This is a genomic window from Corynebacterium sp. ACRPE (assembly GCF_022347435.1).
Classification (GTDB): domain Bacteria; phylum Actinomycetota; class Actinomycetes; order Mycobacteriales; family Mycobacteriaceae; genus Corynebacterium; species Corynebacterium tuberculostearicum_D.
The window spans coordinates 1-25,846 of sequence record NZ_JAKRNA010000018.1 but is presented as its reverse complement, the minus strand read 5'-3'; the positions used below and the strand labels follow the sequence as shown (position 1 = coordinate 25,846).

Annotated in this window: 21 protein-coding genes; 9 read left to right on the top strand and 12 right to left on the bottom strand. The window is 60.1% G+C overall.

The window, feature by feature from the left end; all coding sequences use genetic code 11:
• Positions 1-24: 24 nt before the first annotated feature.
• Genes MHY13_RS09010 through MHY13_RS09000 form a run of 3 tightly spaced genes read right to left on the bottom strand, consistent with a single transcriptional unit; the run spans position 25 to position 4,840 of the window.
• On the bottom strand, positions 25-666 hold the full coding sequence (locus MHY13_RS09010) for a DUF1707 domain-containing protein (RefSeq protein WP_239228441.1): 642 nt from the start codon (positions 664-666) through the stop codon (positions 25-27).
• Between the two features lie 57 nt (positions 667-723).
• A complete protein-coding gene (locus tag MHY13_RS09005) occupies positions 724-2,001 on the bottom strand; it encodes a cation:proton antiporter (protein WP_239282915.1) in 1,278 nt (425 codons plus the stop codon).
• 34 nt (positions 2,002-2,035) lie between these two features.
• Positions 2,036-4,840, bottom strand: coding sequence for a (Fe-S)-binding protein (locus MHY13_RS09000; protein WP_239282914.1), 2,805 nt, complete (start codon positions 4,838-4,840; stop codon positions 2,036-2,038).
• A gap of 250 nt (positions 4,841-5,090) precedes the next feature.
• On the opposite strand from MHY13_RS09000, the gene MHY13_RS08995 reads away from it, so the two are divergent.
• From MHY13_RS08995 to MHY13_RS08985, 3 genes are read left to right on the top strand one after another with little or no spacing between them, the layout of a single operon-like run.
• Positions 5,091-5,669 carry a DUF6230 family protein gene (locus MHY13_RS08995; RefSeq protein WP_204610822.1) on the top strand — a complete coding sequence of 193 codons (579 nt, stop codon included), beginning with the start codon at positions 5,091-5,093 and terminating at the stop codon, positions 5,667-5,669.
• Positions 5,659-6,123 carry a DUF6114 domain-containing protein gene (locus tag MHY13_RS08990; protein ID WP_239282913.1) on the top strand — a complete coding sequence of 155 codons (465 nt, stop codon included), beginning with the start codon at positions 5,659-5,661 and terminating at the stop codon, positions 6,121-6,123. The genes MHY13_RS08995 and MHY13_RS08990 overlap by 11 nt, the downstream gene beginning before the upstream one ends.
• Positions 6,120-6,713: a hypothetical protein gene (locus MHY13_RS08985; protein ID WP_239282912.1), complete on the top strand. Its 594-nt coding sequence runs from the start codon at positions 6,120-6,122 to the stop codon at positions 6,711-6,713. Before MHY13_RS08990 ends, MHY13_RS08985 begins: the two co-directional genes overlap by 4 nt.
• Positions 6,714-6,730: 17 nt before the next feature.
• On the opposite strand, the gene MHY13_RS08980 is transcribed toward MHY13_RS08985, so the two are convergent.
• The 3 genes from MHY13_RS08980 to MHY13_RS08970 form a co-directional block, all read right to left on the bottom strand.
• Positions 6,731-8,668, bottom strand: a complete 1,938-nt coding sequence (locus MHY13_RS08980; protein ID WP_301332348.1) for an ABC transporter ATP-binding protein — start codon at positions 8,666-8,668, stop codon at positions 6,731-6,733.
• Positions 8,668-10,410, bottom strand: a complete 1,743-nt coding sequence (locus MHY13_RS08975) for an ABC transporter ATP-binding protein (RefSeq protein ID WP_239282911.1) — start codon at positions 10,408-10,410, stop codon at positions 8,668-8,670. Before MHY13_RS08975 ends, MHY13_RS08980 begins: the two co-directional genes overlap by 1 nt.
• Positions 10,411-10,495: 85 nt before the next feature.
• Positions 10,496-10,915, bottom strand: a complete 420-nt coding sequence (locus tag MHY13_RS08970) for a methylenetetrahydrofolate--tRNA-(uracil-5-)-methyltransferase (protein WP_239282910.1) — start codon at positions 10,913-10,915, stop codon at positions 10,496-10,498.
• A gap of 172 nt (positions 10,916-11,087) precedes the next feature.
• Here MHY13_RS08970 and MHY13_RS08965 point away from each other — a divergent pair, with 172 nt between their 5' ends.
• The 3 genes from MHY13_RS08965 to MHY13_RS08955 are packed head-to-tail and all read left to right on the top strand — an operon-like array spanning position 11,088 to position 14,055.
• On the top strand, positions 11,088-11,873 hold the full coding sequence (locus MHY13_RS08965) for a phosphoadenylyl-sulfate reductase (protein WP_239282909.1): 786 nt from the start codon (positions 11,088-11,090) through the stop codon (positions 11,871-11,873).
• Positions 11,873-12,772 carry a sulfate adenylyltransferase subunit CysD gene (gene cysD / locus MHY13_RS08960; RefSeq protein ID WP_086588811.1) on the top strand — a complete coding sequence of 300 codons (900 nt, stop codon included), beginning with the start codon at positions 11,873-11,875 and terminating at the stop codon, positions 12,770-12,772. Before MHY13_RS08965 ends, cysD begins: the two co-directional genes overlap by 1 nt.
• Entirely contained in the window at positions 12,772-14,055 is a 1,284-nt protein-coding gene (locus MHY13_RS08955) for a sulfate adenylyltransferase subunit 1 (protein ID WP_239282908.1), read from the top strand. The genes cysD and MHY13_RS08955 overlap by 1 nt, the downstream gene beginning before the upstream one ends.
• Here the strand turns inward: MHY13_RS08955 and MHY13_RS08950 are convergent.
• The 4 genes from MHY13_RS08950 to MHY13_RS08935 all read right to left on the bottom strand — a co-directional run bounded on the left by MHY13_RS08950 (position 14,052) and on the right by MHY13_RS08935 (position 17,055).
• Positions 14,052-14,240 carry a hypothetical protein gene (locus MHY13_RS08950; RefSeq protein ID WP_239282907.1) on the bottom strand — a complete coding sequence of 63 codons (189 nt, stop codon included), beginning with the start codon at positions 14,238-14,240 and terminating at the stop codon, positions 14,052-14,054. The genes MHY13_RS08955 and MHY13_RS08950 overlap by 4 nt on opposite strands.
• Before the next feature lie 198 nt (positions 14,241-14,438).
• Positions 14,439-14,927 (bottom strand): LppP/LprE family lipoprotein, encoded by a 489-nt coding sequence (locus tag MHY13_RS08945; RefSeq protein WP_239282906.1) that lies wholly within the window; start codon positions 14,925-14,927, stop codon positions 14,439-14,441.
• Positions 14,928-15,156: 229 nt separating this feature from the next.
• Complete coding sequence (locus MHY13_RS08940; RefSeq protein WP_239282905.1) at positions 15,157-15,882, bottom strand: hypothetical protein; 726 nt, start codon at positions 15,880-15,882, stop codon at positions 15,157-15,159.
• Between the two features lie 81 nt (positions 15,883-15,963).
• Positions 15,964-17,055 (bottom strand): hypothetical protein, encoded by a 1,092-nt coding sequence (locus tag MHY13_RS08935; RefSeq protein WP_239282904.1) that lies wholly within the window; start codon positions 17,053-17,055, stop codon positions 15,964-15,966.
• A 402-nt stretch (positions 17,056-17,457) separates the two neighbouring features.
• Here MHY13_RS08935 and MHY13_RS08930 point away from each other — a divergent pair, with 402 nt between their 5' ends.
• A complete protein-coding gene (locus tag MHY13_RS08930; RefSeq protein WP_239282903.1) occupies positions 17,458-18,441 on the top strand; it encodes a hypothetical protein in 984 nt (327 codons plus the stop codon).
• Between the two features lie 23 nt (positions 18,442-18,464).
• Positions 18,465-19,055 carry a nucleosidase gene (locus tag MHY13_RS08925; protein WP_239191710.1) on the top strand — a complete coding sequence of 197 codons (591 nt, stop codon included), beginning with the start codon at positions 18,465-18,467 and terminating at the stop codon, positions 19,053-19,055.
• Positions 19,056-19,108: 53 nt separating this feature from the next.
• Here MHY13_RS08925 and MHY13_RS08920 read toward each other — a convergent pair whose 3' ends face one another.
• Together MHY13_RS08920 and MHY13_RS08915 are read right to left on the bottom strand one after the other, a co-directional pair.
• Positions 19,109-20,482, bottom strand: coding sequence for an AI-2E family transporter (locus tag MHY13_RS08920; RefSeq protein ID WP_239282902.1), 1,374 nt, complete (start codon positions 20,480-20,482; stop codon positions 19,109-19,111).
• 119 nt (positions 20,483-20,601) lie between these two features.
• On the bottom strand, positions 20,602-24,045 hold the full coding sequence (locus MHY13_RS08915; protein ID WP_239282901.1) for a bifunctional proline dehydrogenase/L-glutamate gamma-semialdehyde dehydrogenase: 3,444 nt from the start codon (positions 24,043-24,045) through the stop codon (positions 20,602-20,604).
• Between the two features lie 709 nt (positions 24,046-24,754).
• Here MHY13_RS08915 and MHY13_RS08910 point away from each other — a divergent pair.
• On the top strand, positions 24,755-25,756 hold the full coding sequence (locus MHY13_RS08910) for an IS1249 family transposase (protein ID WP_239282900.1): 1,002 nt from the start codon (positions 24,755-24,757) through the stop codon (positions 25,754-25,756).
• Positions 25,757-25,846: the final 90 nt, after the last annotated feature.

Sequence of the window (25,846 nt, the reverse complement as noted above, 5' to 3'; positions counted from 1 at the left end):
AAAACGCTTTAACAGTGGCAATGACTATTTTTTATTCCACTCGCTGAACTTGCGCTTGGCCAGATCCATAGCCTGTCCGGTAATTTCGCCGGCTTGCATGCGGCGATCGGCCCACATCTTTTCTTCGATCATTTTTTGCTGTGCGCGCTCATGCGCCGTGAGCGCGCGAATCTCGCGCAATTGCTCCTTTTCAATCTGGCGCACGGACGGGGCGTGCCACGAGGAAGGGCCCACCTTGGCAACGTAGAGCAGAATCCACAGGATAGGGATGAGCGCGGCTGCTACCGCGCCTCCCAGCAAAAGCCATGGGCTGCTCAAGGTCGCGCTCATCACGATAAGCGTTGGGCTGGCAACGGCAAGCACCACCGAGCCGGAAAGTGCGGTCGCAAACTTTGGCTTCTTGCCCGCATTATGGGCGCGCGTGACCTCACCGCGGGAATAGACCTTGACCTCGTGGGAACCACGCGCCGGAATGTCTTGGAAGACGGGCACGAGGTCTTGGTGGGTGTGGGCGCGCATGACGTCGTCCGAGCGGTCTTCGAACTCTTCCATGGTTAACCGGCCTTCACCCACGGCGCGGGCGAGGTCATTGATTGCATCGTTGCGCTCGGAATCGGACAGGCGCATCGTCCGATTGATAGGGGAAGAACCAAAGCTATTACTCACGCTTCCCAGTCTAGGAAATTTCCTCCCTGCTAGGGGCGTGCTCTTAGCGAACGCTGCCTATAGGTCCTTGGTCTCAGCGGCGGAAGATTCCTCGTCCTTCTTTTCGGGCTGCTTCTTGCCGCCCACCAGGCTGGCGAGGAATGGGAAGAGGGCGACAGTAAGTGCGCCGCCGGAGACAAAAATGGAGGCATTTTCGGGTTCCATAATCTTGGAGTTCACCGCCAAGGTGGTCACCGCCACGATGATCGGCAGACCGGTGGCGGAATACAAGCCCACTTGGAGGCGCTCGCGGATGGTTTCAATATCGGATCCGGTATGCGCTACATTTTCGCGCAGGAAGACCGGTAGACCACGCGTCACCAGAATAAGGGCTGGAATACCCAGTACCTTCCACGGATTATTGGCGATGGTATCCCAGCTAATGCTCATGCCAGAGACCACGAAGAAAACTGGGATGAGCATGGAATAAAACACCACATCAAGCCGGTGCTCAAGGCGGCGGTGGAACTCATCCGGGATGATGCGGTTCAAAATAATGCCAGCGGCAAAGGCGCCGAGCACGATATCGAGTTCAAAGACTGCCGTAACCGCCATGAGGATGGCCAGAATCAGGATGATAAGACGCAAGATCGTCTGGTTGGTGGAGCCCGCACCGGAGATAAAGGCGGTCTTCACCCAGGGGATCGCCGAAGCGATAGCTGCCGGCATGATGGCAACGGCAACGGCGATGATGATGAAGAACAACAAAATGATCATCGTCGTCAGCGTGGAACGAGTACCCAGCAACAGCGCCATTGCGGTAATGGGGGCGACCTCACCAATGGCACCATGAATCATCACAGAGTTGCCCACCTTGGTGCCCAGAATGCGGTCCTGTTTCAGCATCGGTGTGAGCGTGCCCAGCGCCGTTGATGTAAGCGCCAAGGCGACGACGATGGCACCTGGCACGTTATCCACCAAGAAGTAGGCGCCCACGCCACAGGCGAGGGCACAGATGATCCAGGTAGAAAGTGCCGTTCCGGCTTCTTTGGTTTTGAGGGTAGAGATTTGAATCTCAAAGCCGGCGAGGAGGAACAGCGCGCCCACGCCGAGTTCCTTGAGCATTTCGATTCCTTCGTCTTCGGCCGCGAGGTCGAGGACGGAAGGGCCAATAATCATGCCGAAAATCAGCAAGAGGGCCACCGACGGCAGGCGGTAACCCAACATATAAGAGACCAGCGGCGCGAGTAGAGCCGCGGCCATAATCCAGGCGAAAGAGACGAGGGAATTTGTATTTTCGGTTGCGCCTGCCGCCAGCAGCAGGGCATCGGTGGGGAGTCCCGCATTAAAATGCATGGACTACAGCGTACGCACCAATGCCCTTGCGCGCCTACTCAGATTCAGGTGGATTGGGCACGCTTTCCGACGTCGGCGGTGCCGGAGCCGCCGGCGGTGCTGGCGGGGTCGGTGCGGCTGGCGGCTCAGCCTTTGGCGGCGTGGGCGCAGCAGGGGCCTCTGGCGGTTTTGGTGCTGCGGGCGGCGTCGGCGCTGCCGGAGCTGCTGGCGCCGCTGGCGCTCCAGGTGCGCTAGGCGGGGTCGGCGCGGCTGGTGCCTTGGGTGCAGGTGCTGCTGGAGCACTAGGTGGGGTAGGTGCGCTCGGTGCCGCTGGAGCAGCTGGTGCCGCTGGTGCTTGGGGAGCTTGTGGCGCAGCTGGTGCGGCCGGTGCCGGAGGCGTTGCAGGTGCGCTAGGCGGTGTTGGAGCTGCTGGTGCCTTGGGTGCAGGTGCTGCTGGAGCACTAGGTGGGGTAGGTGCGCTCGGTGCCGCTGGAGCAGCTGGTGCTGCCGGTGCTTGGGGAGCTTGTGGCGCAGCTGGTGCGGCCGGTGCCGGAGGCGTTGCAGGTGCGCTAGGCGGTGTTGGAGCTGCTGGTGCCTTGGGCGCAGGTGCTGCTGGGGCACTTGGCGGGGTAGGAGCGCTCGGTGCTGCGGGCGCGGCCGGCGCTGCAGGAGCGGAGGGGGCTGGTGCTGGTGCCGATGCGGCAGGGGTGTGGGTGGTGTTTGGGGTGGTAGAAGTGGGGGCGTCGGCAAGCGGGGCGTCATTGGTGCCCGCGGACTTCTGGTTGCGTACCGGGGTAGCAAGGAACGCCTTGGGGTGGGGCTCCGGCAGGGTGCCAGCCTCGTCGAGGGAGATGGAATTGCGCAGCATAACCGCCACGTCATTGACCTTGGTGGTGGGGGTGGAATCCTGCGCCAAGGACTTCACGCCGCCGGTCATCATGACATTGCAGAAGGGGCAGCCGGTGGCGATTTCTTCCGCGCCGGTCTCGAGGGCCTGCTCGGTGCGGAAGTCATTGATGCGGGTGCCAAGCTTTTCCTCCATGAACATGCGGGCGCCGCCGGCGCCACAGCAGAAGGCCTCGTCGCGGTTCTTGTCCATCTCACGCAGCTCCACGCCGGTGGCCTCGAGCAGCTCGCGTGGAGGATCGAAGACCTTATTGTGGCGGCCGAGGAAGCAAGGATCGTGGTAGGTAATCGGCTTGCGGTTCTCCGGCGTGCGTGGCACCGGCTTGAGCAAGCCCTCGCGCACCAGCCGGTTGAGCAGCTGGGTGTGGTGGAAGACGTCGAAGTGCCCGTCAAAGTCCGGGTACTCATTGCGGATCGTGTTAAAGCAGTGCGGGCAGGTGGTGATGATCTTGCGCTGGCCCTCTGGGACGCCGTCGAAGGCGTTGTTGAGGGTTTCAACGTTTTGCTGCGCCATCATCTGGAAAAGGAACTCGTTGCCGGCGCGGCGGGCAGGATCACCCGTACAGGTCTCACCCGTGGAGAGCACGCCAAACTTTACGCCTGCGGTATGCAGCAGGTCTACTACGGCACGAGTGGTGCGGCGGCCATCGTCATCATAAGCGCCAGCGCAGCCCACCCAGAGCAGGTATTCCATATCGGAGAAATCGGCCTCGTCTTCACCAATGACGGGGACGTCGATGCCATCGGCGCGGGCCTCATCGATCCAGGCGCGGCGCTCAGAATTATTCCGGCCCCATGGATTGCCCTTGGTTTCCATATTCTTAAACAAGCCGGTGAGCTCGGAAGGGAAGTCCGATTCTGCGAGCACCTTGAAGCGGCGCAGGTCCGCAATGTGGTCGATGTGTTCAATATCGGTTGGGCACTGATCCACGCAGGCACCGCAGTTAGTACAGGACCACAGCACGTCATCATCGATGACTCCGGCCATGGACAGCACATCCAGGCCCTCGTGCGGGTTGTAGTTATCCAGTGCGCCTTGGCGCAGGTCCATCATGAACTTTTTGGGGCTCAGTGGTTTTTCGGTATTCCACGCCGGGCATAGTTCTTGGCAGCGGCCACACTCGGTACACGAGGTGGAATCCAGCAGCATCTTCCAGCTACCCGGGGTGATGTCTTCCTCCAAGTCCGGGGTGGGCAGGGATTGTAGGGCCTTTTCCCCGGTGGCATTGCGCTGGAAGAAGATGTTGAAAAAGCTGGTGAAGCGGTGCCACATCACGCCCCACTGGAAATTGCGGGAAATGAAGACGATAAACAGCATGCCAGACAGCAGCTTGAACAGGGCGAAGAAGCTCACCAATGCTGGGGATGCAGGGAAGAGCTTGGCTAGATGGATGCTCAAGAAATCCGCCCAGGCGGAGCCGCCGCCGTAGGTGGCGATCTTGGTGGATTTCACCAAGATCATGCCGAGTCCCTCAGAAAAGACAATGAACTCTACCCAGCGTGCCGAGGTGGTCTGGGAGTTGAAGAAGCGGCTGCCGCGCTCGGTATCGCCAAGTTTGAGGCGCACGGCGATGAGGAAACCAATACCGAGGACCGTCGCGATGCCCAAGACTTCCTCAACGAAGTGGTAGACCGGCCAGTGGCTGAGCCAGGGCCAGCCCTTGTCCGGCGCGAAGGTTTGAATATAGGCCTCAAACCACACCAGGATGCCGAAAAGGAATCCCACCATCACCAGCCAGTGGGCGGCATTGACCAGAGGCTTACCCTTGAAGTGGGAATGGCCAAAGACCTCTGCAATAACGCGCCATAAACGCTTGCCTATATTATCGGTGCGCTTGAGCTGGTTAGGTCCGCCGGAGCGGATGAACTTGAAGAGGGCCCATACGCGGGTGAAAAAGTACAGCCACACCGGAATCGATGCAGCTATAGCGATCCAACCGAACACGGTGGTCATGCGTGCTCCTTTATTACTGATGCTCCACGTTGTTATCTACCTTAAAGCCTCGGGGCAAAAATCCCAGAGTCTGCATTCAGTGCGGTGCCGCGGCGGGGTGGACTGTACACTGTCAAGATGAGAAACTCGGCCGTCACATTCTTTTGAACGTGCTGTACACGGCGGCAGTGTAAAGCCAGTGCCGGTGCCTGCAGCGTGGCCTAACCTGGCAAGAAGAGAGCCTAAACCGCCGTAGAAAGGGCAAACCGCCATGGGCAAAACGAATATCACCAAGGCCGCGGTGGCCTTGACCGCAGGCCTTGCCGCCTTTGGCGTTACCGGATTCGCCGTGGCGCAAGGCGGCTTGACTGCCAACCTGGCGCTTTCGGGTAGCTTCTTCAAAATCACGATGGGGCATCTAGATGGCGAGGGCTTTTCGCTGTTTGTCGATGATGATCAAAAGGGCGATGAACACCTTCCCGTCGCGCGTATCAAACTGGACCATGCCAAGGTTTCTGACCTGTGCCTTTCCGTGACGGTTCCGAAGGTGCCCGGCGTTGGTGGGGAGGCTACCCTAGCTTTGAAAGCTGAGGGTGAGGGCAGCGTGGAATCCGATAGCCTGCTGGTCGGCGCGACCGACGTGGATGGTTCCTTGGTGATGCAGGATGTCAACGTGGGCATCGATGCGAATCAGCTCAGCGATACCGCCGATCCCGGCGCGTGGGGCCTGTACTCGAAGCAGGTCTCCCTCAAAGCGGATGATGTGAAGGCCACCTCCGTGGGCGCGCAACGCCTTTCCGCCAAGAATGTGGGAGTAACGGTGCGGAAGGGCTCCGAAAATGGCTGCTGAGCCTACAGCGGAAGAAACCCGGTCCCTTCCAGCAGCAGAGGCATCGGGCGAAGAATCTAAGCCTGACGTGTGGCAGCGCTTTCGCCGCTGGCGTTCTGGCCGGCCCTTTTTTCCGGGGTTGTTGCTCATCCTTTCCGGAATTATTATCGCCGCGCCGGCCTATATCACCATCCGCATCTCTGACCTTTTGGTCATGATTTCCACCATCTCTGGCGTATCTACGCTGCTTATCGGAGTCTTGCTAGCCATGTTCGGCCTTGGCGCGTGGTTCCAGCCAGCAACCTCGAATTATGTCGGTGTGCTAGGCATCATCGTGGCCATTATTGCCTTGCCGACGTCCAATTTGGGCGGCTTCATCATCGGCTCCCTGCTTGGCATCATTGGCGGGGCCTTTACCTTTGCGTGGCAGCCGGGGGAGAAAAAGCGCCGCACCAAGGAAGCAGCAGAGCAATGACGAGGGCGATGCCGCGGGCGGCGCGTAGCTGCTTGGCCGTACTCACCTGTGCCCTGGTGGTGGGCGGTGCGAGCGGTTCCGAACGGGTTAATGCGCAAGATGCCCCGGCGGTTCCGTACTTCAGTACCGTCTTCGCGGATACGGTGACGCTGACGAAGAATGTCACCGTATCCTTGGGTACTTTCCCCACCGCCAGCGGTGATGTGCGGGTCCTGGAGCTGAAGGGCGAAAACCTCGACATCGACAACCTTGGGATCACGCTGCCTGGCCGCTACGGCGATGGCATGTTGACCACGGGCGGGGATACCACCGAGGTACGCGGCGGACCGGTGACCATTATGGCTACCGAGCTTAAGGCCACCCCGGCGGTGGGAGCAGTTTCCGCACCTCCAGCACATATCGATTTGAGCCGCGACGATATCAATTCCGTGTTGGACAAGCTCGGTGTTCCAGAGCCGCACCCCGTCCCCGATGCGGAGGTGCCCGATGTAGTCATGGACCACATTGAACTGCGCGATGTCACCCTTGAGCTGGTGAACCTCAAGGGTGCCCACTTCAACGCGCCGACCGTGACGGTAGGGCTGGAGTAGCTCACCGCCGGGAAAGACTACCCCTGAGCGAACTGGGACTGATGCAGGCGCCAGTATGCGCCTTGGGCTGCAAGGAGATCGTCGTGCGAGCCCTGTTCCACGATGGTGCCGTTTTCCATGACGAGGATGAGGTCAGCATCGCGAATGGTGGACAAGCGGTGGGCAATGACGAAGGAGGTGCGGTCGGCGCGCAGCGCGTTCATCGCCTCTTGGACGAGGACCTCGGTACGGGTATCGACCGAAGAGGTGGCCTCATCGAGGATGAGCAACGCGGGCTGGGCCAAGAACGCGCGGGCGATGGTGATGAGCTGGCGCTCGCCGGCGGAGATTGCGCCGCCGTCTTGGTCGATGATGGTGTCGTAGCCATCGGGCAGCGCGTGAACGAAGCGGTCCACATAGGTTGCCTTTGCCGCAGCGATGACCTCTTCGTCCGTCGCGTCCAAGCGGCCGTAGCGGATATTCTCCATGATCGAGCCCTTAAAGAGCACGGCGTCCTGGAGCACCATGCCCACCTGGGAACGCAGGGTATGGCGCGGCATGCGGGCGATATCGTGCCCATCAATGAGAATCTGACCGCCATCGAGCTCATAGAAGCGCATGAGCAGGTTGACCAGGGTGGTCTTGCCGGCACCGGTGGGGCCGACAATGGCCGCGGTTTGGCCGGGCTCCACGCGCAGGTTGAGACCGGTGATGAGCTCCTTATCCTCCGCGTAGGAGAAGTCAACGTCCTGGAACTCCACGAGTCCTTGGGCGCGGCCGGGAAGGTCCTCGTCGGTGGTGTCGGGGGCTTGCTCTCCGGCGTCGAGAAGCTCAAAGACGCGCTCGGCCGAGGCCACGCCGGATTGCACCTGCTGCATCATGCCGCCGAGCTGGCCTAACGGCTGGTTGAACTCGCGGGAGTACTGGATAAATGCAGTGGCAGCGCCCAGAGTCATGTGGCCATTGGCCACGCGCAGACCACCCAGTACCGCAATGGCCACATAAGACAGGTAGGACAGGAACTGCATGATGGGCATCATGATGCCGGACAGGAACTGAGCCTTAGCTGCGGAGCGGTAGAGCTCCTCGTTGCGCTTGTCGAATTCCTCCGTCATGGCCTCGGTACGGCCGAAGACGATGGCTAGGTCGTGGCCGGAGAAGGATTCTTCTACCTGGCCGTTGAGCTGACCGGTGGAGCGCCATTGAGTTTTGAATTGGCGCTGCGAGCGGGTGCCGATGACGCCGATAACTAGACCGGTAAGCGGCAGGGACAGCAGGGCGATGAGAGCGAGTTGCCAGGAGACGCTGAACATCATGATGGTGATGCCAATGACCAGCAACGCGTCATAAAACAGCTGCGATAGCGCCTGCTGCAGGGCCTGCTGCACGTTGTCGATGTCATTGGTGGTACGCGAAAGGATATCGCCGCGCTGCTGGGAATCAAAGTAGTTGAGAGGCAGCGCATTAATCTTCGCCTCCACGCGCTCGCGCAGGTCAAACACGATATCCATGCTCAACTTGTTGAGGATGGCTCCCTGCCACCACTGGAAACCTGAGGAGACGATATACATCGCGATTACGGTGATGATGAGCGTGCCCAGGTGGTTAAAATCGATGCCTTCACCGGGGACGAAGTCCATTGCGGAAGCCATATCCGCAAAGCGGTCCTGGCCCCCAGCGCGCATGCCCGCAATGGCTTGCTCGGCGGAAATATTGGAGGGCAGGTTGCGCGAAATGACGCCGGCAAAGATGACGTCCATGGCCTTGCCCATGATCTTCGGGGCTACCACGGCCAAGAAGATGCAGATGATGTTCATTGCCGCGACGGCCCACAGGTGGCGCTTGAAGGGAGCAAGCAGGGAGAAAAGGCGTTTGGTGGAGGGCCAGAAATTCTTGGCTTGGCGGGGTGCGGAGCCGTCCATGGGATCAAGGCCGGCGTCCGTGGACTCGGTGGTAGAGGTGGTGTTTTCAGCCATTAGTTTTCGCCTCCTGCAACACCGGCGGTTTCTTGGGAATCAACGATTTCTTGGTAGACCGCGCAGCGGCCAAGGAGCTCCTCGTGGGTGCCGCGGTCGACGATGCGGCCGGCATCCAGCACCAGAATCTGGTCGGCATCGCGGATTGACGCCACGCGCTGGGCGACGATAATGCTGGTCACCGGCTTTTCGCGCTCGGTAAAGGAGGCGCGCATTGCCGCCCGCACCTTGGCATCGGTAGCCACGTCCAGTGCGGAGAAGGAATCATCGAAGAGGTAGATCAGAGGCTGGGCGACAAGCATGCGCGCGATGGACAGGCGCTGGCGCTGGCCGCCGGAGACATTCGTGCCGCCTTGAGAGATAGGCATATCTAGATCCTCAACGAAGTCAGCTTGGGCCACGCGCAGCGCCTCCCAGAGTTCGTCGTCGGTGGCTTCGGGGCGGCCCAAGCGCAGGTTGGAGGCCACAGTGCCGCTAAATAGGTAAGCCTTCTGCGGGACAAGGGAGACGCGCTGGACGATGTCCTGGCGGGCCAGGGAGGTGGTAGGGGTGGCGTCGATAAGCACTTGGCCTTCGGTGGGGACGTACAAGCGCGGGATGAGGGAAACCAGGGTGGTTTTGCCCGAGCCCGTCGAACCGATAATGGCGGTCGTAGTGCCGGGCTGGGCGGTAAAGGAGATATTTTCTAGCACCGGCGCATCCGCACCGGCATAGGAAAAGCCCACGTTGCGGAATTCGACCGTGCCCGCAGAGGTCTCTGGGGTGGTCGTGGTGCTGGGTGGGGTAATGGAGGGCTCGTGCTGGAGCACCTCGGTAATGCGGCGGGCACAGATGATGGCGCGCGGCAGCATCATTGCCATGAAGGTACCCATCATGACCGCCGCCAGAATCTGGAGCAGGTACTGCAGGAATGCGGTCAGCGAGCCGACGTTGACCAAGCCTTCATCCACGCGGTGTCCGCCGAACCACAGGACCGCGCCTGTGGCCACGTTGAGGATCACCGTAATGAGCGGGAACATCACCACGAAAAGCCGGCCGATGTTCAAGGACAGATGGGTAATGTTCTTATTTTCTTTGGTGAAGCGCTCGGACTCATAGGCCTCGCGCACGAAGGCGCGCACCACGCGGATACCGGTGATCTGCTCGCGCAGGGTGCCATTGATGGAATCCAGCTTGTCCTGCATGGAGCGGAAGAGCGGCATGAGGCGGGAAATGATGACGGAGATGGTGCCGAGCAAAACCGCTACGGATACCCACACCAGCCAGGACAGTCCGGCGTCTTCGCGCACGGCCATGATGATGCCGCCGATGGACATGATGGGTGCGGTCACCATGAAGTTCAGCATCATCATGTAGACCATTTGCACCTGCTGGACGTCATTGGTGCCGCGGGTAATGAGCGTAGGTGTGCCAAAGCGGCTCATGTCCTCAGTGGACAGGGAATTAACGTGGCGGAAGACCTCGCCGCGTAGATCTCGGCCGACGCCCATGGCGGTGCGGCTGCCGCACCATACCGCGCCGATGGCGGTGATGACTTGGGCAAAGGCTACGGCCAGCATGATGCCGCCGGTGCGCCAGATGAAGTCCACATCGCCCTGAGACACACCTTCATCGATGATCTTGGCATTAAGCGATGGAAGGTACAGCGTGGCGGCCGTAGATAAGGCCTGCAATACGAGTACCGCGATGAAATACGGCGTATACGGCGCCGACCGTGTAACGAGAATGCGAACCAGGTCCATGGACTCGCGCCCCTTTCCTTGCCGTGGCTGGGTAGCCGTGCAAGTTTATACCGGTGGTGGGTGGGGCGCTAGTTGATAACTGCTGCTAAATCCCCACGTGAGCCAGTTGTGCGCGGGTGATGACGCTGCGCCAGTCTTCAAAATCCTGCAGTGGGGCGCACAGGCCTTCCCACGTGGTGACGGCCACGCCGCGGGCCTTGAGTTCCAATACGAGGAGCTCGCGATTGCCAGAGGCGGCTAGGCGGTGGATTTCGTTCTGCGTGATATCACCGTCTGGTCCTACCCGCACGTTGCCGATAAGGCGCAAGCGGGGAGTGGTGCCGGGGCCGCAGTGGGAGCCCGTGACGGCGTCGCCCAGCACGCCTGCCAAGCCCGCAAAGCGGCGGAGTAGACCGAATGGTGCGGTGCATTGAGTAATGAGGTCCACACACATGCCAGCGCTGATAAGCTTCTCGGCGGTGGATAGGGCTGCCGGGCCCTCCCCGATGATGGCTATACGCTGCATGAAAGTGCCTCCTTGTGCAGGGCGCGCACGCCCGCAATAGACTGTCTTGTCTGTAAATCTAGTCCGCTTGGTACGGATTGGAAACTTTTTATTCGCACCTCCCGCCAAGCTCAGCGGCTTTTCGCCCACAATCCGCTGCGCCGCCTCGGGGTTTTGCCTAATGTGTGACGGCATGAACCCAACGACGAACCTGCTGGACGGTGGCAAGAACTACCGCGACCCCAGCATCTCCCCGGAAGGCACGCGCGATACCGCGCCGCTGGACGCCGAGGTAGCCGCGCGCAACCAGCAATTGGTGGACCAGTGGGCGGATAAGCTTTATGACGCCTCAGCGGAAACCATTACCGAATGGGCCGCCGAACACGCACCCGGCCGCCTGGCCGTGACCATGTCCATGGAGAACACGGTCTTGGCCGAGCTCGCTCACCGCGCCGGGCTCGATGCAGACCTGCTTTTCATCGATACTGGCTGGCACTTCCAGGAAACCCTGGAGGTAGCCGACGAGGTAGAAAAGCGCTACCCGGACCTACCCCTAGTACGGGTGCTCCCGCTGCTCAGCCCAGAGGAACAAGACGAGGTATACGGCCCGCGCCTCTACGCCCGCGATACCGCGGCCTATAACCGCATGCGCAAGGTCGAGCCGCTGAACATGGCCATGGACCCTTATGCCGGCTGGGTCACTGGCCTGCGCCGCGCCGATTCCGAGCACCGCGCCACCGCCCCAGCGCTGAGCCTCGACCGCACCGGCCGGTTGAAGATCTCGCCCATTATTACCTGGGATCTAGACGATACGGACCGCTACATCGAGGACAATAACCTCATCATCCACCCACTCACCCTGCAGGGATACCGCTCCATCGGCTGCGCCCCGCTGACCTTTCCGGTTGGTGAAGGCGACGATGCCCGGTCCGGGCGCGTATTTGCAGACGGCAAGACAGAATGCGGGTTACACGAATAATGAGCACACTTTCCCCACACTTAAAAGACCTAGAAAACGAGTCCATCCACATCCTGCGCGAGGTGGCCGGGCAGTTCGACAAGGTAGGCATCCTCTTTTCCGGCGGCAAGGACTCCGTCGTTGTCTTCGAGCTAGCCCGCCGCGCCTTCGCCCCGGCCACGGTGCCGTTTGAGCTGCTCCACGTCGATACCGGCCACAACTTCCCCGAGGTTATCGATTTCCGTGACCGCCTCGTGGAAGAATCCGGCGCTCGCCTCCACGTCGCCCGCGTCCAGGACTGGATCGACCGCGGCGACCTGCAGGAGCGCCCCGATGGCACCCGCAACCCGCTGCAGTCCGTGCCGCTGGTAGAGACCATCGCCGAGCGCGAGTACGACGCCGTATGCGGTGGCGCTCGCCGCGATGAGGAGCGCGCCCGCGCCAAGGAGCGCATCTTCTCCATCCGCGATTCCTTCGGCGGGTGGGATCCCCGCCGCCAGCGCCCTGAGCTCTGGGACCTGTACAACGGCGGTAAGATGGCCGGCGAAAACGTCCGCGTCTTCCCCATCTCCAACTGGACCGAATCCGATATCTGGGAATACATCGGTGCCCGCGAACTGGAGCTGCCCTCCATCTACTACTCCCACGAGCGCGAGGTATTCAAGCGCAATGGCATGTGGCTAGCACCTGGCGAATGGGGTGGCCCGGCCGAAGGCGAGGAGCTGGAAACCCGCACCGTGCGCTACCGCACCGTGGGCGATATGTCCTGCACCGGCGCTGTGGAATCTACCGCGTCGACCCCGGACGAGGTGCTCGCGGAGATCTCCATTTCCACCCTTTCCGAGCGCGGCGCCACCCGCGCCGATGACAAACTTTCCGAGTCCGCCATGGAGGACCGCAAGAAGGAAGGCTACTTCTGATGACCACGACCCTCGCGCCGAATGTCGGCGCCCTCAAGCAGCGCGATACCCTGCGCCTGTGCACCGCCGGCTCCGTTGATGATGGCAAGTCCACCTTCGTAGGCCGCCTGCTCTATGACACCAAGTCCGTGCTCGCGGACCAGGTTGAGTCCATGGAGCGCACCTCCACCGACCGCGGCTTCGACGGCATGGACCTTTCCCTGCTTGTCGACGGCCTGCGTGCCGAGCGCGAGCAGGGCATCACCATCGACGTGGCCTACCGCTACTTCGCTACGGATAAGCGCACCTTTATCCTCGCCGATACCCCCGGCCACGTGCAGTACACCCGCAATACGGTCACCGGCATGTCCACCTCCCAGGTGGTGGTGCTTCTTATCGACGCCCGCCATGGCGTTGTCGAACAAACCCGCCGCCACCTCAACGTGGCCGCCCTCCTCGGCGTGCGCCACGTGGTCCTCGCGGTGAACAAGATCGACCTGGTGGACTACGACGAGCAGGTCTTCCGCGATATCGAGTCCGAGTTCAACCAGATCGCCACCCGCCTGGGGATTACCGATACCACCGTGGTGCCGATTTCCGCGCTCAAGGGCGATAACGTGGTCGAGCGCTCCACCACTATGCCGTGGTACACCGGCCCGACCGTCCTCGAGGTTCTCGAGACCGTCCCCGTGGCCACCGGCCGCGCCGATGAGCTGGACTTCCGTTTCCCCATCCAGTACGTCATCCGCGAGCACGCCTCCGATTACCGCGGCTACGCCGGCCGCGTGAAGGCAGGCTCCATCTCCGTGGGCGACGAGGTCCGCCTCCCTGAAGGCCGCACCAGCAGCATCACCCAGATCGACACCGCTGACGGCCCAGCCGGCTCCGCCGCCACCGGCGACTCCGTGACGCTCCTGCTTGCCGACGACGTCGATCTCGCCCGCGGCGATCTCCTCGCCGGCCCCCAGCGTCCCGCGTCCACCCGCGAATTCGACGCCACCGTTGTGGGCCTGACCGAAAAGGAGATTAAGCCTGGCCAGATGCTCAAGCTGCGCTACGGCTCTTCCCTGGTCAAAGCCCGCGTCGCCGCCGTCACCCGCACCCTGGATCTTGATGGCGTTTCCGACGTCGAGGACCCCGAGTCCGTCGCCATGAACGACATCGCCCACATCACCATCCAGACCCAGGCCGAGCTCCCCGTCGAGGACTATGCCGCCCGCGGCGCGGTGGGCAACTTCCTGCTCATCGATCAATCCTCCGGCAACACCCTTGCCGCCGGCTTCGTAGGCCACCGCCTGCGCTAATCACCCTTTGTGCCGCTGCTGCTTCTCTCACCGCGCATCATTATGATGCCCGTGATGCCGAGCAGCAGCGGCGTGGAGATACCGAACACCGTAGGCCCTACTACGGTCAAGTTCACGATCGGCAGGACAACCGCCGCCACCAGCGCGAAAGCCCCGAACTTCTGCTGAAACGTCTTCTCGCTCATTCCTATCTCTCTTTCGGCTACGTTTCGGCCACGATAATTGCTCCCTGACTCCCCATGAAGGCTCAGAATGTGGCCACTTCTGGGCTTCCGTGCACCTTGAAGCCCCACCGCCGCTTGGCGTCACGCAGCGCGCAAAACAAGCACGTTTCGCCGCCAAACTGGTGACATTTTAGCGAAACGTGCTTGTTTTACATCGACCTACTGCATCGGCGGAACGTCGCCGGACATGATGACCTTCTGCTGGCCTTCATCCCACCGGAAGCCTGCATTGGTCGTACCCGAGCGGTTGGCATTGCCTTCGCCCTCGCGTGGCCAGTGATAGGTCACCGCTATTTCGGAATCGTTGACGCGTTCAACCGTGGGAGCGAAGCCGTAGGGCTTTGCTGTTGCAGTACCTAAGTATTCACCGTGGTTAAAGAGCATGATGTGGAAGGGTGAAGAACTTGTCCCTCCCTCAATAATCAGGGTTTCCCACGATAGGGAAGCGCATGGGTCGTAGCCGGAGGAATCGAAAAGCTCCCAACCGATGGTGCCCCACGGCGCAACTTGGGAAACGCCGTCTTGGAACGCTGTCTGTGCGCTGTGCGTACCGCAGGTTTGGTCGGCTCCGCTAGCAGAAGAATTCTCGTCACCTAGTTGGGACGCCTGGCTGTCCTCTTCCTCATCCATCACTACGTTGGGTGGCACTGGCCTGGAAGTAGTTTTTCCTTCTGGTATAGGTCCTTTCGTCGAGGTTTCCTGCTCTACATCGTCTCCTTGTTCTGGTGAAGCGGACCTCGAAGCAGTCTCATAGTGAAGTTTTTGACCAGCAGTGTCAGTGGAATTTTCGTCACAGCCAGCCAGAGCGAAAGACGTGATTGCCAGGCCCATTGCTGCTCCGATAGCCAGTACTTGGCCATGGAAAGGGCTATGCGAGCTAGGCATTCTCAATTGCCCGGCGTCCTATAGTCTTGCGAATCGACCAGACGAACTCCCAGAGAATCAGCATGAGCGGGGTGGCTACGAGAGTTTTGATCAGGGAGGCGCTGAAATCTGCGGTCTTGGACTCAAGCTCCGAGGAATCAAAGATAAGGCCCATGGCGGTGGTGTCACTAGCTTCGCCGGCAAGGGACAAGCCGCGGATTCCGGCAATGAGCCACATGAGGAGCAGGATGCCCCATAGCACGCACCACATGATGGATTGGCAGCGTTGGCGGTCTGGTTCGACGGGGAATGTTACATTACTAAAATCAACAGTGACTTGTTTATTGGCCACGTTGAAGCTTGAACCGCTGCTGAGTTGCCGATTTGTTGCCTGTGGCTTCCAGTCTTGCTGTGGTTGCGCCGAGTGCTGAGGGGTGTATTCCGGCGCCGGGGTATAGGAGGCAAGATTTTCTTGCGGCGCGGTTTCGGACGGAAGGGCGGCGATGTAGCGGATGCGTGCGATATCTACTTCCGGCCCAGTGGTATTAGCCAAGTCGTTATCGTATTGCTTGCGCCGGTTGTCTGCGGAAAAGATTTGTCGCGCAGTGCTCAGTTCGTCGCGCGCTGCGGCGTCCCCGGGATCGACTTGGGTGAGCTTGTTGTCGATCTCTTCGATAAGATCGGCGGAATCGGCCGAAGCATCGAGGGAGAGAGAATCGTAGAGGTTGTAGTGGGACACAGAGAGTTCCTTTCTGGTGTTAGAGCAGAGTCGTAGGGAGAAGAGAGTAATAGGGAAGGGGGGATTTACATGGAGAGGGGATTAGCAGGGGTCGGAGAAGTCCGCATCGTTATTTAGTGAACGAGCATTGCCACCGTATTGCGCTTTTAGCTCGCACACTTTCTCCACGCTATGGCCTGCGTCGAAGTAGACGGCGTAGACGTCATTGCCGTCTACTTGGCCGCGAAGAGAGCTGCAGGCTTTTCCGCTCATTGTGTGTGAACCCGGATACTTACCCTGGACGCGAGAAAGCTCAGGATGGGGGTCACTGCCTAGGGGGACCATAACGGATTCCGCGATGAGAATGTATCGGCCGTCGCAGCGGGGGCCGGCGCTGTCGTCCGGCATTTCGTCAATAGATTTTGCGCTAGCGCCAGCTTCATCTTTTGCTGCAGATTCCGCACTGGGTTTGTCATTGGCGTCGCACAACAAAACCTTATCGAGCAAGGGGAGCGGGGCACCGGCGTCTTCAAGTTTTGACCGGTCGTAGCATCCCATATGCGACGGCCACGACGTTCCATCTGTTTCGTATCGGTGCCAGGCATTGTCGGTCCAATAGAACAAGGATTGGGCCGAGGTTCCGTACTCACCAGCAAAAAGCCAGGAGTCATCGCAGTACATCTTTACCGGAGCACGCAAATCGCTGAGTTTGTCATCTGCGTATTCATTACACTTTTCGTACTTGGTCAGTTCTTGTGATTTAGCGCTATTTTTTCTCTCTGGGGAATCTTTTGCCTCGTCTTTTTTGGACTTGTCCTCATCTTTGTCGGACTCGGATCCCTTCCCAGGGTGGGAGGTATCTTTAGCCTCGGAGCTAGCAGCCAATGCAGGTTCATTTGGGTCATCGGCATCATTTGAATCGTTCCTATTGACCAGTGCCCAAGTTAAACCGCCAACCAGAGCGAGAACCGCTAGCACAGCGATGACTAGGAACACGATGCGTTTACCTTTTCCGGAGGACTTAGGGTCGTCAAAGTCCTTACCTGTAGGTGATGCTGCAGAAGTCGAGGTTGTAGGGGAATTAGGTGAGTGCGTGCCCCAAGCTTGTTCCTCGCGTGGCATGGGGCGCATGCGTTGAGTAGAAGGATCCGTGGAGGGCTGATCCGGCTGGCCCCAGGCATTGTTGTTGTTCAAAGGCTGAACTCCTTCATAAGCAATTCAAGAGCGGAATACGAGAGAGATTGGATAATCTAAAGATTAATCCGTGTCATACTATAGACATACGACTTGCAGAAATGCTTTCAAATAGAACGTCAATACAGGCATTCGGCTTTATTCAAGTTATCTGCACGTAAAGCGAATGGTATAAGTGTGACATCTGTTTGACTAAGAGATTAGGCTAAAAGGGGAAAATGCCGCCAAGATTGTCAGATATGAGGGCCTAGCAACCGGTGAAAGGGCTGTGTCTTAGTGCGAGAGCTTGAACGCACGCGGAATTTTGGCGAGCGGGAAGAGCGAAACGGCGCTTCTATGTCCGGCTTAATCCCAAGCGTGACCGAAATTTGAATCCCCTATGAGGGGGAGAAAGGAGCACTCGTGACACTGGATCGCAATTTGAATGCGTCCGAATTGCACGCGACCCGTAACCGGGTAAGCGTGTCCCCGGATCTCATCCGCCGTTTGGGCGGTGCGCTGGGATATGACGCAATCGAGGCTTTTGGCCCTGAGGCGCAGACGGAGTTGAGCAAGGTCTTTGACCTGGGGGACATCATCGATCTGATGCTGCTTAGCCAGTTGCCGGAGATGGAGGTCGCGCCGGGAGTGGAACAACAGGTGGAGGGGGACGTCGCTAAGCAGCTGCTGCGGCGCATCAGCGCGGGTGATTATCTGACGCGCGAGCAGGTGCACGACCGCCTGCCGCGGGCGACGGTGATGCTGTACCGCATGGGACATCCGCGCCTGTGGGCCTTCGCCGCCCGCCAGCGCCTGCCCCGGGACGCGGAAAGAGCCGTGCCGGATTCCTTCCACCGTGATATCACCGGCCCGTACACCACTCCGGAGGAAGCGTGGCTGGGCATGTACGTGGCCGATGCCACGCGGCTCGGGGAGCTAAACACCCAGGTAGATGGTGCTGGATTGGACGAAGACAGGCAGCAGCGCCTGCGTCTGGGCATGAGCTTGGCCGATACATACCGCCAAGTGTGGAGCTCCGCGCGCGGCCATTGGCGCGTCAGCCCCCAGACGCGCTATATCGTGCCTTCGCGTTTTGGCTATTGCCCCTTTGTCTTCCGCGTGGCCGAGGGCGGGTGGCGCCGCGATTCCTTCGAGGGGAGCCACGATCGCTTCATGGCCACGGAGGGCTATTGGATCGACGTGGAGCGCGAACGGCTCATTCACCTCGGCGCGCCAGACCCGCATGATGCTTGGCTGCCTACGGCGCGGATCGCGGCCGAAGCACCGACGGAGGAAGACCTGGCCGTCGCCCGGGTGCTTAGCGGGAAAATCATTGCCCTTGGCGCCGGCCAGAAAAACATTACGATTCGCCTGCGTCAGAAGAACCGCACATTGAACTTTGACTAGGGCGGGCAGGTATTCTCGCAGGCATGGAGAATCTCAACGGACGCACCCTTTTCGTCGCCGCCGTGGATGCGGAAGCCGCCCACATTCCGGAAGGCGAACCCCTGCTCATTACCGGAATCGGTACGGTTCCGGCGGCCATTGCGCTGACGGAAGCTCTTGCCGACGCCCGCGCTAACGGCGCCCTTCCCGATCGCGTGGTCAACATTGGCACGGCCGGCGCGCTTATCGACGGCATGGCCGGCGTCTTCGAAGTCAATAAGGTCACCAAGCATGACTTCAAGCTAGAAGTGCTTACCGATATCAACCGCTACCTGCTGCCAGAGGCCATCGAGCTCGAGACCTCCGGCCGCCTTCCGGTGCGCGGACTGGCCACGGGCGACATGTTTGTCTCCGATACCGCCCTGCGCACCGAGCTGGCCAAGAAGTCGCAGCTGTGCGACATGGAAGGCTATTCCATCGCCGCAGTATGCCAGCGCTTCGATGTGCCCTGCACCCTGCTTAAGCAGGTGTCCGATTCCGCCAATGAGGAATCCAAGGGCACCTGGGCCAACGTCCTGGACCGCGGTGCGCGCCAGCTCGCCTCGGCCGCCACGGACTTAGGCTTTCTGCGCTAGAAAAATGAAGCGCGTCGGCGGAGGCCGGCGCGCTTTTTTATGTGGTTGAGCGTCTAGCTCAACGGGCTCATTGACTGGTAGAGCTGTTCTACTTTGTCGCGTGGCGTCTCGTCGTGTTCGTGGACGACGTCGCTGACGTCCTCGGAGTCGTCTTTGGAGCCAGTAATGATGTCTATATCGGAGGGCTCAACTTCACCGGAGCGAAGCGCGGCCATCTCGGCGTGGTAGCGCACAACGACGGCAATGGTGGCGGCCACGGGGACGGCGAGGAAGGCGCCGACGATGCCTGCCAGGGTAGAGCCGACGGTGACGGAAAGTAGGACAACGGCCGCGTGCAGTCCCATTGCCTTGGATTGCAACATCGGTTGGAGAATATTTCCCTCAACCTGCTGGACGATGATGATAAGGGCCAAGGCCAATAGTGCATTGGTCAGGCCATTGGATACCAAGGCGATAATAACTGCCAAAGCACCAGCGGTGACCGCACCGATGATCGGGATGAAGCTGGCGAAGAACGTCACCACAGCGATGACGAGCGCAAGCGGAACTTGCAGAACCCACAGGCCAAGGCCAATGAGGACTGCGTCCACCATGGCCACGGCGGCCTGCGCCTGGATGAAGCCGGACAAGGTCTTCCAGATGCGGGCACCGAGTTCAGTGACGTGCCAGCCGGTGGAATTGCCGGTGTACTTGCGCAGCCACGGCAGGAACTTGTCGCCGTCTTTAATGATGAAGAAGGTGACAAAGAGCATGATCAGCGCGGCCACGACGATGGAGCTGGCCATCGAGAAACCAGAGATAACGCCGGTGGCGATGGTGGAGGCTTGGCCCTTGGCAAACTTGACCACGTCCTGGAGCACGGACTGTAGCTGGTCACTTTGGATATCGATGGGGGACTTTTCCACCATCTCCGTGAGCTGGTTGATGCCGTCTTCGGCCTGATTAATGAGCGTTTGGCTCTGGCTGGTGACTACGGGGGCCATGGCGGCAAAGACGCCGCAGAAGACAATGATGAGGCCGAGCAAGGTGCTCACCGCCGCAAGCGAGCGCGGGAATCCCTTACTGCGCAGCCACGCGCTGATGGGGTAGAGCACCGTGGAGACGAGGATGGCGAGCAAGACCGGCAGCAGGCCTACCCAAATGAACTTGAGCAGGTAGCCGGCCAGCGCTAGGCCGGCGACGATGAGGATGAAGACTACCGAGACCTTGGCCATGGTGCGGAAGTCCTTGGCCAGGACGGCGGATTTATCGTCGCGCTCGGCAGGGTGCTCGCTGGCAGCCTCTGCACCAAGGTGCGCGTCATCATAAGCGACGAGGGTATGCGAATCTTCCTCGCCCGGCTTTTGGATCTGTGTTGCGTTGCCTTTTTCCTGCGCAGACGGGCGCTTGGCCTCGTCGCGGGAAGACGAATTATGTGACGTAGACATTGTCTACCACTATGCCACATAAAACTCGCAGCGCATATACGAAAAAGGAGGTAGCGGCCCAGGGGCGGGGCGCTACCTCCCTTCAGTACCTTTAACGCGTCCGCTGACGCGGCCGGGGATTACTCGTCGCGCAGGTTACCTACGTTGCGGATAATGCCGAAGCGGTGCATGGTAACCGAAACTGCCTGCTCAAGCAGGTAAGGCATGAGCTCACGGCGGCCGTCGGCAAGCACGGGCTGGTCCAGCACCACGGAGTTGGAGCGTACCGCGGCCTCGTAGATGGAATCCGGCACGGTGCCCAGAGCACGCACGCGGGAGGAGGCGTCATTGGCCACGTCGGTAGCAAAAGCCTCGTCGGTGATGGCCTTGACGTCGAAGCCCAGGTCCTGCAACTGGGTGGCAACCTCCGGGGTGGCGGAAATTTCCGTGGCGGTGCCGGTAATTGCGGCGGCCAGCACCTGGCGAGCAACCTCGCGCAGCTCGTAGCCTTCGCCCACGCGCACGCGCAGCTTGGTCAAAAGTGGGCGATAGCGGAAGATATTGGCCTCAGAAACCAAACCGGTGCGGTCGTGGTTGCGGCCAAACTCTTCCTGCCACGCTACCTGGTCCAGCTCAGCGGCGCGCCACAGCCAGGTGATGTCCTCCTCGGTGAGCTTGCCGGAAAGGTTATCGCGCAGGCGGTGCAGCGCGGCGAGGCTAGCTGGGGCAATGTCCACGTTGCGTGGCTTGAGCTCGCCATCGGCCCACTCACCCATCTGCGCCACGTAGTTCGGGCCGCCAGCCTTGGCACCCGGGCCCATGACGGACTTCTTCCAACCGCCGAAGGACTGGCGCTGGACAATCGCACCGGTGATGCCGCGGTTGACGTAGGCATTGCCCACCTCAACGTTGTCGATCCAGTACTCGATCTCGGCGTCGTCAAGCGAGTGAATGCCGCCGGTCAGGCCATAGCCGGTGTCGTTCTGCCAGGCAATGGCCTCTTCCAAGGTATCGGCGTACATGATGCCCAGGACGGGGCCGAAGCACTCGTTCTTGTGGTACCAGGAGCCCGGCTGCACATTATCGCGGATGCCCGGGGACCACAGGGTGCCTTCCTGGTTGAGCTTTTCCGGCTTGAGCAGCCACTTCTCGCCCGGCTCGAGCTGGGTCAAACCGCGCAGGAGCTTCTCGCTCGGCGCTTCCGCCAGGCCGTTCATGGTGGTGGTGATATCGAAGCCCGGGCCCGGCTTAAGGGTCTTGACAGCATCCAGCAGCTGGGTACGCAGGCGCTCGGACTTGCCGGCCGCGCCGACGAAGATGACCAGGGAGGCCGCCGAGCACTTCTGGCCGGAGTGGCCAAAGGCGGAGTTGTAGAGGTCATCGATGGCCAGATCCGGGTCCGCGGCTGGGGTAATGATGAGAGCGTTCTTGCCGGAAGTCTCCGCCATAATGTTCATCTTCGGCTTCCAGGAACGGAAGAGCGCGCCGGTATCGGAGGCGCCGGTGAGGATGACATTGTCCACGTCATCGTGGGAGAGCAGGGCCTTGCCGGCCTCGGCTTCATCAGTGAGCACCAGCTGCACCAGATCTGGGTCCAGGCCCTGTGCCTCGAGGGCGGTGCGGAAGGCCTCCACCACGAGCTTGCCGCAGTGAACCACCTGCGGTGCAGGCTTGACGATGACCGCCGAGCCCGCCGCCAAGGACGCCGCAATGCCACCGGTGGGGATGGCAATGGGGAAGTTCCACGGCGGGGTCACCACGGTGACGGTGTGCGGGGTGAATTCGGAGTAGGACTCTTCCAGCAGGCGTGCGGACTGGCCGTAGTAGGTGCAGAAGTCAATCGCCTCAGAGACCTCAGGGTCGGTCTGGGTAACAGTCTTATTAGCCTCATACGCAGCCACGGAGATGAACTTGCCGCGCTGGGACGCAATCTGATCCGCCACGGCCTCTAGTGCTGCGGCGCGCTCGGCGGCAGGACGCTTGCCCCACTCGGTGCCCAGCTCCTTGGCGCGAGCGATGTGACCTTCGACCGCGGCAGGGTCGGTAACCTCCGCGATGCCGTGCTCGCCCGGATTGCGCTTGAGCGCTTCCTGCGCCCACTGGCGGTTCGGCGCGAGCGCCGGGTCAGTATCTGCCTCGTTGGTAAAGCGGCCGGTGCGCGGTGCCTGGCGGCCGTCTTCCTCAAGGCGGTTCTGGGTGCGACGGGCACCAGCGAAGGTGTCCCAGCGCTTGGCGACGGCCCGACGGAACGTCTCTTCCTGGTCCGCCAACGGCTCCTCACCCGGGGCGAAGAGGGCGTAGAGGAAGTTCTGTGGCGCGGAGTTCTCCTCTAGGCGGCGCACCAGGTAGGACACGGCGACGTCGAAGTCATCTGCGTGGACAACCGGGGTGTAGAGGATCTGGCGGCCCTCAAAGACCTTGCGTACCGCTGCTTGTTGCGCTGGGGACATGCCCTGCAGCATCTCCGAGTCCATCATGTGCAGCACGCCGCGCTTCTTACCCAGCTCATAGGCCATTGCCGCGGTGTAGAGGTTGTGGGTTGCTACACCGATGCGGACGCTATCGGCGTACTCTTCGCGCAGGATGAAATCCAATAGGCGGTAGTAGTTGGCGTCAACGTCGAGCTTGTTGGTGTAGGTAGCCAGCGGCCAATCGTGGACCTCGCCCTGCACGGTTTCCATGGATAGGTTCGCGCCCTTTACAATGCGCACCTTGACCTTGCCGCCGCCCTTGGCCACGCGCTCCTTGGCAAAGTCAGCGACATCCTTGAGCGCATCGAAGGTATCTGGCAGGTAAGCCTGCAGCACGATGCCGGCATCCAAGGTGAGGAACTCCGGCTCGCTGAGCAGCTCCTTGAACAGGCGGATGGTCAGGTGGAGATCGTGGTACTCCTCCATGTCCATGTTGATAAAGACCTTGTCGGTACGGTCCGCCGCAGCCTGGTACAGCGGACGCAGGCGCTCCTTGAGGCGCTCTACCGAGCCATCGATATCCCAGTGATTGAGCTGGGCCACCATGGAGGAAGCCTTGACCGAAACGTAGGTTACGCGTGGGTTCTGGATGAGCTTGAGGGTGCGCTGCGCGCGGGACTTAGCCTCTTCCTCACCGAGCACGGCCTCACCCAGCAGGTTGAGGTTGAGCTGTTCGCCGGATTCGGCGGCCTTGTCCAAAATCTTGTTGAGTGCATCAGACTCGGCGTCCAGAACGAGGTGGCCAACCATCTTGCGCATGTACAGGCGGGCCACCGGCATGACCAGGTTGGGCAGGATTGGACCGAAGAAGCCACCGGCACCAACGAGCGCTCCATTGATGCTGCCTAGGAACGACGGGTCATAGTGGGAGGAAATATCCTTCAGCGCGTGTGCGGCAACCTTGTCATCTTCTGGGCGCATGACGCGGTCGACGAAGTCCATGGTGAACTTCACGCCGTCTTCATCGCGCAGCAGGTCCGCGAGCTGTTCGGTGGCCTTATCTTCTTCGTCCGCAGTGGACTTCAACCAGTCGTGGGCGCGGCTAATCGCTGCGGGCAGGACTGCTTCCACATCATCAGAGATGGGCAAGCGGGTATTTGCAGGAGAAGTCATATGGGTTCTACCTCTTTTTCAAACGGGTCACATCCTAGACACCACTTTTCACTCGGGAGTGAAGGTAGATGTATCTGCGCCGGGCTGGAATTGCTGGGCGATACGGCGTCGGGATGGTGAGCGGTGAGCTATGTGGTGCTGCAGGGTGCAGCTGGGTGAGGAGCGAACACGCGGGTGCGCGCGACGCAAAGTGAAGGTCGCAGAGATTCGTGGTCAAATGCGATGTTCAGCGGGCCATTATGCGGGCCGAATGCGGACGGGAGGCCTATCGCTGCTGCGACGAACGCGCGCCAGGTTGGTGTTCAACACTCACCTGCTTTCTATGACGTGACTATAGGGGAAGAGGAAGAAACGTGAGCGGTATAGCGCTCTGACGTGCGGCAACCCTGCAGGTTCAGGTTCCTATTGTTGCCTAGGAAATACTATGAACTTTGGTGTTGTCGTAATTATAGATTATAGGGAAGCGCCAAACGTGATGCTAGTCTCCTTTGAAAATCGCTATGCGGGGGTAGAAAAACAAAAAATAAACCCCAGCATGTGGGGTTTAGGGCCTAAACGACAGGATGTGTTGGTGAGGTTGTACGGCTAGCTGGTCTGGCGTGCTGTTATTAGTACTATTTCACTTATCCAAAGGGATATTCCAGCTTCGACCGTGAAATACCGCCAAAGGCATGCCGGTGTGCTAGGCGCCTAGGTTCACGATGAGGGGATGAGTAAAAATCATCCTCGATGCCCCGTCTGCGGCAGGGCATGCACGAAACACGGAAAAACGAGTGCTGGGCGCCAACGATGGCGATGCCGCACCTGCAAGGCCACCTTCACCCGCGTGAATAACGATGCCGTGCAAGCCAAATGGTTCCGCCTGTTCATTTCCTGGCTCACCTCCAGCAACAGCCTGGAAGAAACGGCTAAAACCTGCGGTGTTTCACCACGAACTTTGCAACGACGCTTCACACCGTTCTGGCTTATCCAACCACCCCGAAGCGTTGATAGGCAGCGAATCTACGACCAAATCTTCATCGACGGCACCTACTTCAACACCAAATGCCTTGTTGTAGCTGCCGACTCCAGCCATGTCATCAATTGGTTCTGGTGCACGAAAGAATCCTCCTGGTCCTACATGCGCCTGCTCGACCCGCTAGCCCCACCACAATTGGTTACCTGCGATGGCGATGCCGGAGGGCTTAAAGCACTACACCAGCTGTGGCCTCATACCCCGGTTCAACGCTGCATTGTCCACGTCAAACGCAATATTCAACGCGCCACCGGCCTTTATCCCACTTCCGCTATGGGCAAAGCATTACAACGACTTTCCTTTGAACTACTCGCCGTTGACAACCTGGATAAAGCAGCCGAATGGACCGTAAAACTACAACAGTTCGGCACCGTATTTAGCACCCAGCTCAAAGCCAGAACCTACGTCAAAGACGTCCCCTTCGACCAGATTCCAAAAGCCAAACGCCGCAACAAAAAATGGTGGTACACCCACTACACCCACCGCGGAATCTACTTGCAGCTAAAGAAAATGAGCCAACAAGGCCACCTCTTTGCCTACCTGACCAAAGCTAAACAAGACCAACGATTGGAACGCACGACCAACAAGCTAGAAGGCGGGGTGAACTCACAAATAAAGAACCTCATGCACGCCCACCGAGGACTGCACGACGAACAACAACGCATCTGGGGTTGCCCGCAAATTGTGGACACGTAGTGGAGCTACCTAGTGGTTAGGCGGCTATTTCTTTTCTGCTGGTGGTTAGACCGATGCGGTTCTCGAAGTCGGCGGGGCTTATCATCCCGA

Excerpts from the sequence above, each read along its gene's own strand:
- MHY13_RS08955 (WP_239282908.1), top strand. The coding sequence starts at position 12,772 with ATGACCACGACCCTCGCGCCGAATGTCGGCGCCCTCAAGCAGCGCGAT.
- cysD (WP_086588811.1), top strand. The coding sequence starts at position 11,873 with ATGAGCACACTTTCCCCACACTTAAAAGACCTAGAAAACGAGTCCATC.
- MHY13_RS09000 (WP_239282914.1), bottom strand. The coding sequence starts at position 4,840 with ATGACCACCGTGTTCGGTTGGATCGCTATAGCTGCATCGATTCCGGTG.
- MHY13_RS08975 (WP_239282911.1), bottom strand. The coding sequence starts at position 10,410 with ATGGACCTGGTTCGCATTCTCGTTACACGGTCGGCGCCGTATACGCCG.
- MHY13_RS08965 (WP_239282909.1), top strand. The coding sequence starts at position 11,088 with ATGAACCCAACGACGAACCTGCTGGACGGTGGCAAGAACTACCGCGAC.
- MHY13_RS08985 (WP_239282912.1), top strand. The coding sequence starts at position 6,120 with ATGACGAGGGCGATGCCGCGGGCGGCGCGTAGCTGCTTGGCCGTACTC.
- MHY13_RS08950 (WP_239282907.1), bottom strand. The coding sequence starts at position 14,240 with ATGAGCGAGAAGACGTTTCAGCAGAAGTTCGGGGCTTTCGCGCTGGTG.
- MHY13_RS08980 (WP_301332348.1), bottom strand. The coding sequence starts at position 8,668 with ATGGCTGAAAACACCACCTCTACCACCGAGTCCACGGACGCCGGCCTT.
- MHY13_RS08995 (WP_204610822.1), top strand. The coding sequence starts at position 5,091 with ATGGGCAAAACGAATATCACCAAGGCCGCGGTGGCCTTGACCGCAGGC.
- MHY13_RS08925 (WP_239191710.1), top strand. The coding sequence starts at position 18,465 with ATGGAGAATCTCAACGGACGCACCCTTTTCGTCGCCGCCGTGGATGCG.
- MHY13_RS08990 (WP_239282913.1), top strand. The coding sequence starts at position 5,659 with ATGGCTGCTGAGCCTACAGCGGAAGAAACCCGGTCCCTTCCAGCAGCA.
- MHY13_RS08915 (WP_239282901.1), bottom strand. The coding sequence starts at position 24,045 with ATGACTTCTCCTGCAAATACCCGCTTGCCCATCTCTGATGATGTGGAA.
- MHY13_RS08920 (WP_239282902.1), bottom strand. The coding sequence starts at position 20,482 with ATGTCTACGTCACATAATTCGTCTTCCCGCGACGAGGCCAAGCGCCCG.
- MHY13_RS09005 (WP_239282915.1), bottom strand. The coding sequence starts at position 2,001 with ATGCATTTTAATGCGGGACTCCCCACCGATGCCCTGCTGCTGGCGGCA.
- MHY13_RS08970 (WP_239282910.1), bottom strand. The coding sequence starts at position 10,915 with ATGCAGCGTATAGCCATCATCGGGGAGGGCCCGGCAGCCCTATCCACC.
- MHY13_RS08910 (WP_239282900.1), top strand. The coding sequence starts at position 24,755 with ATGAGTAAAAATCATCCTCGATGCCCCGTCTGCGGCAGGGCATGCACG.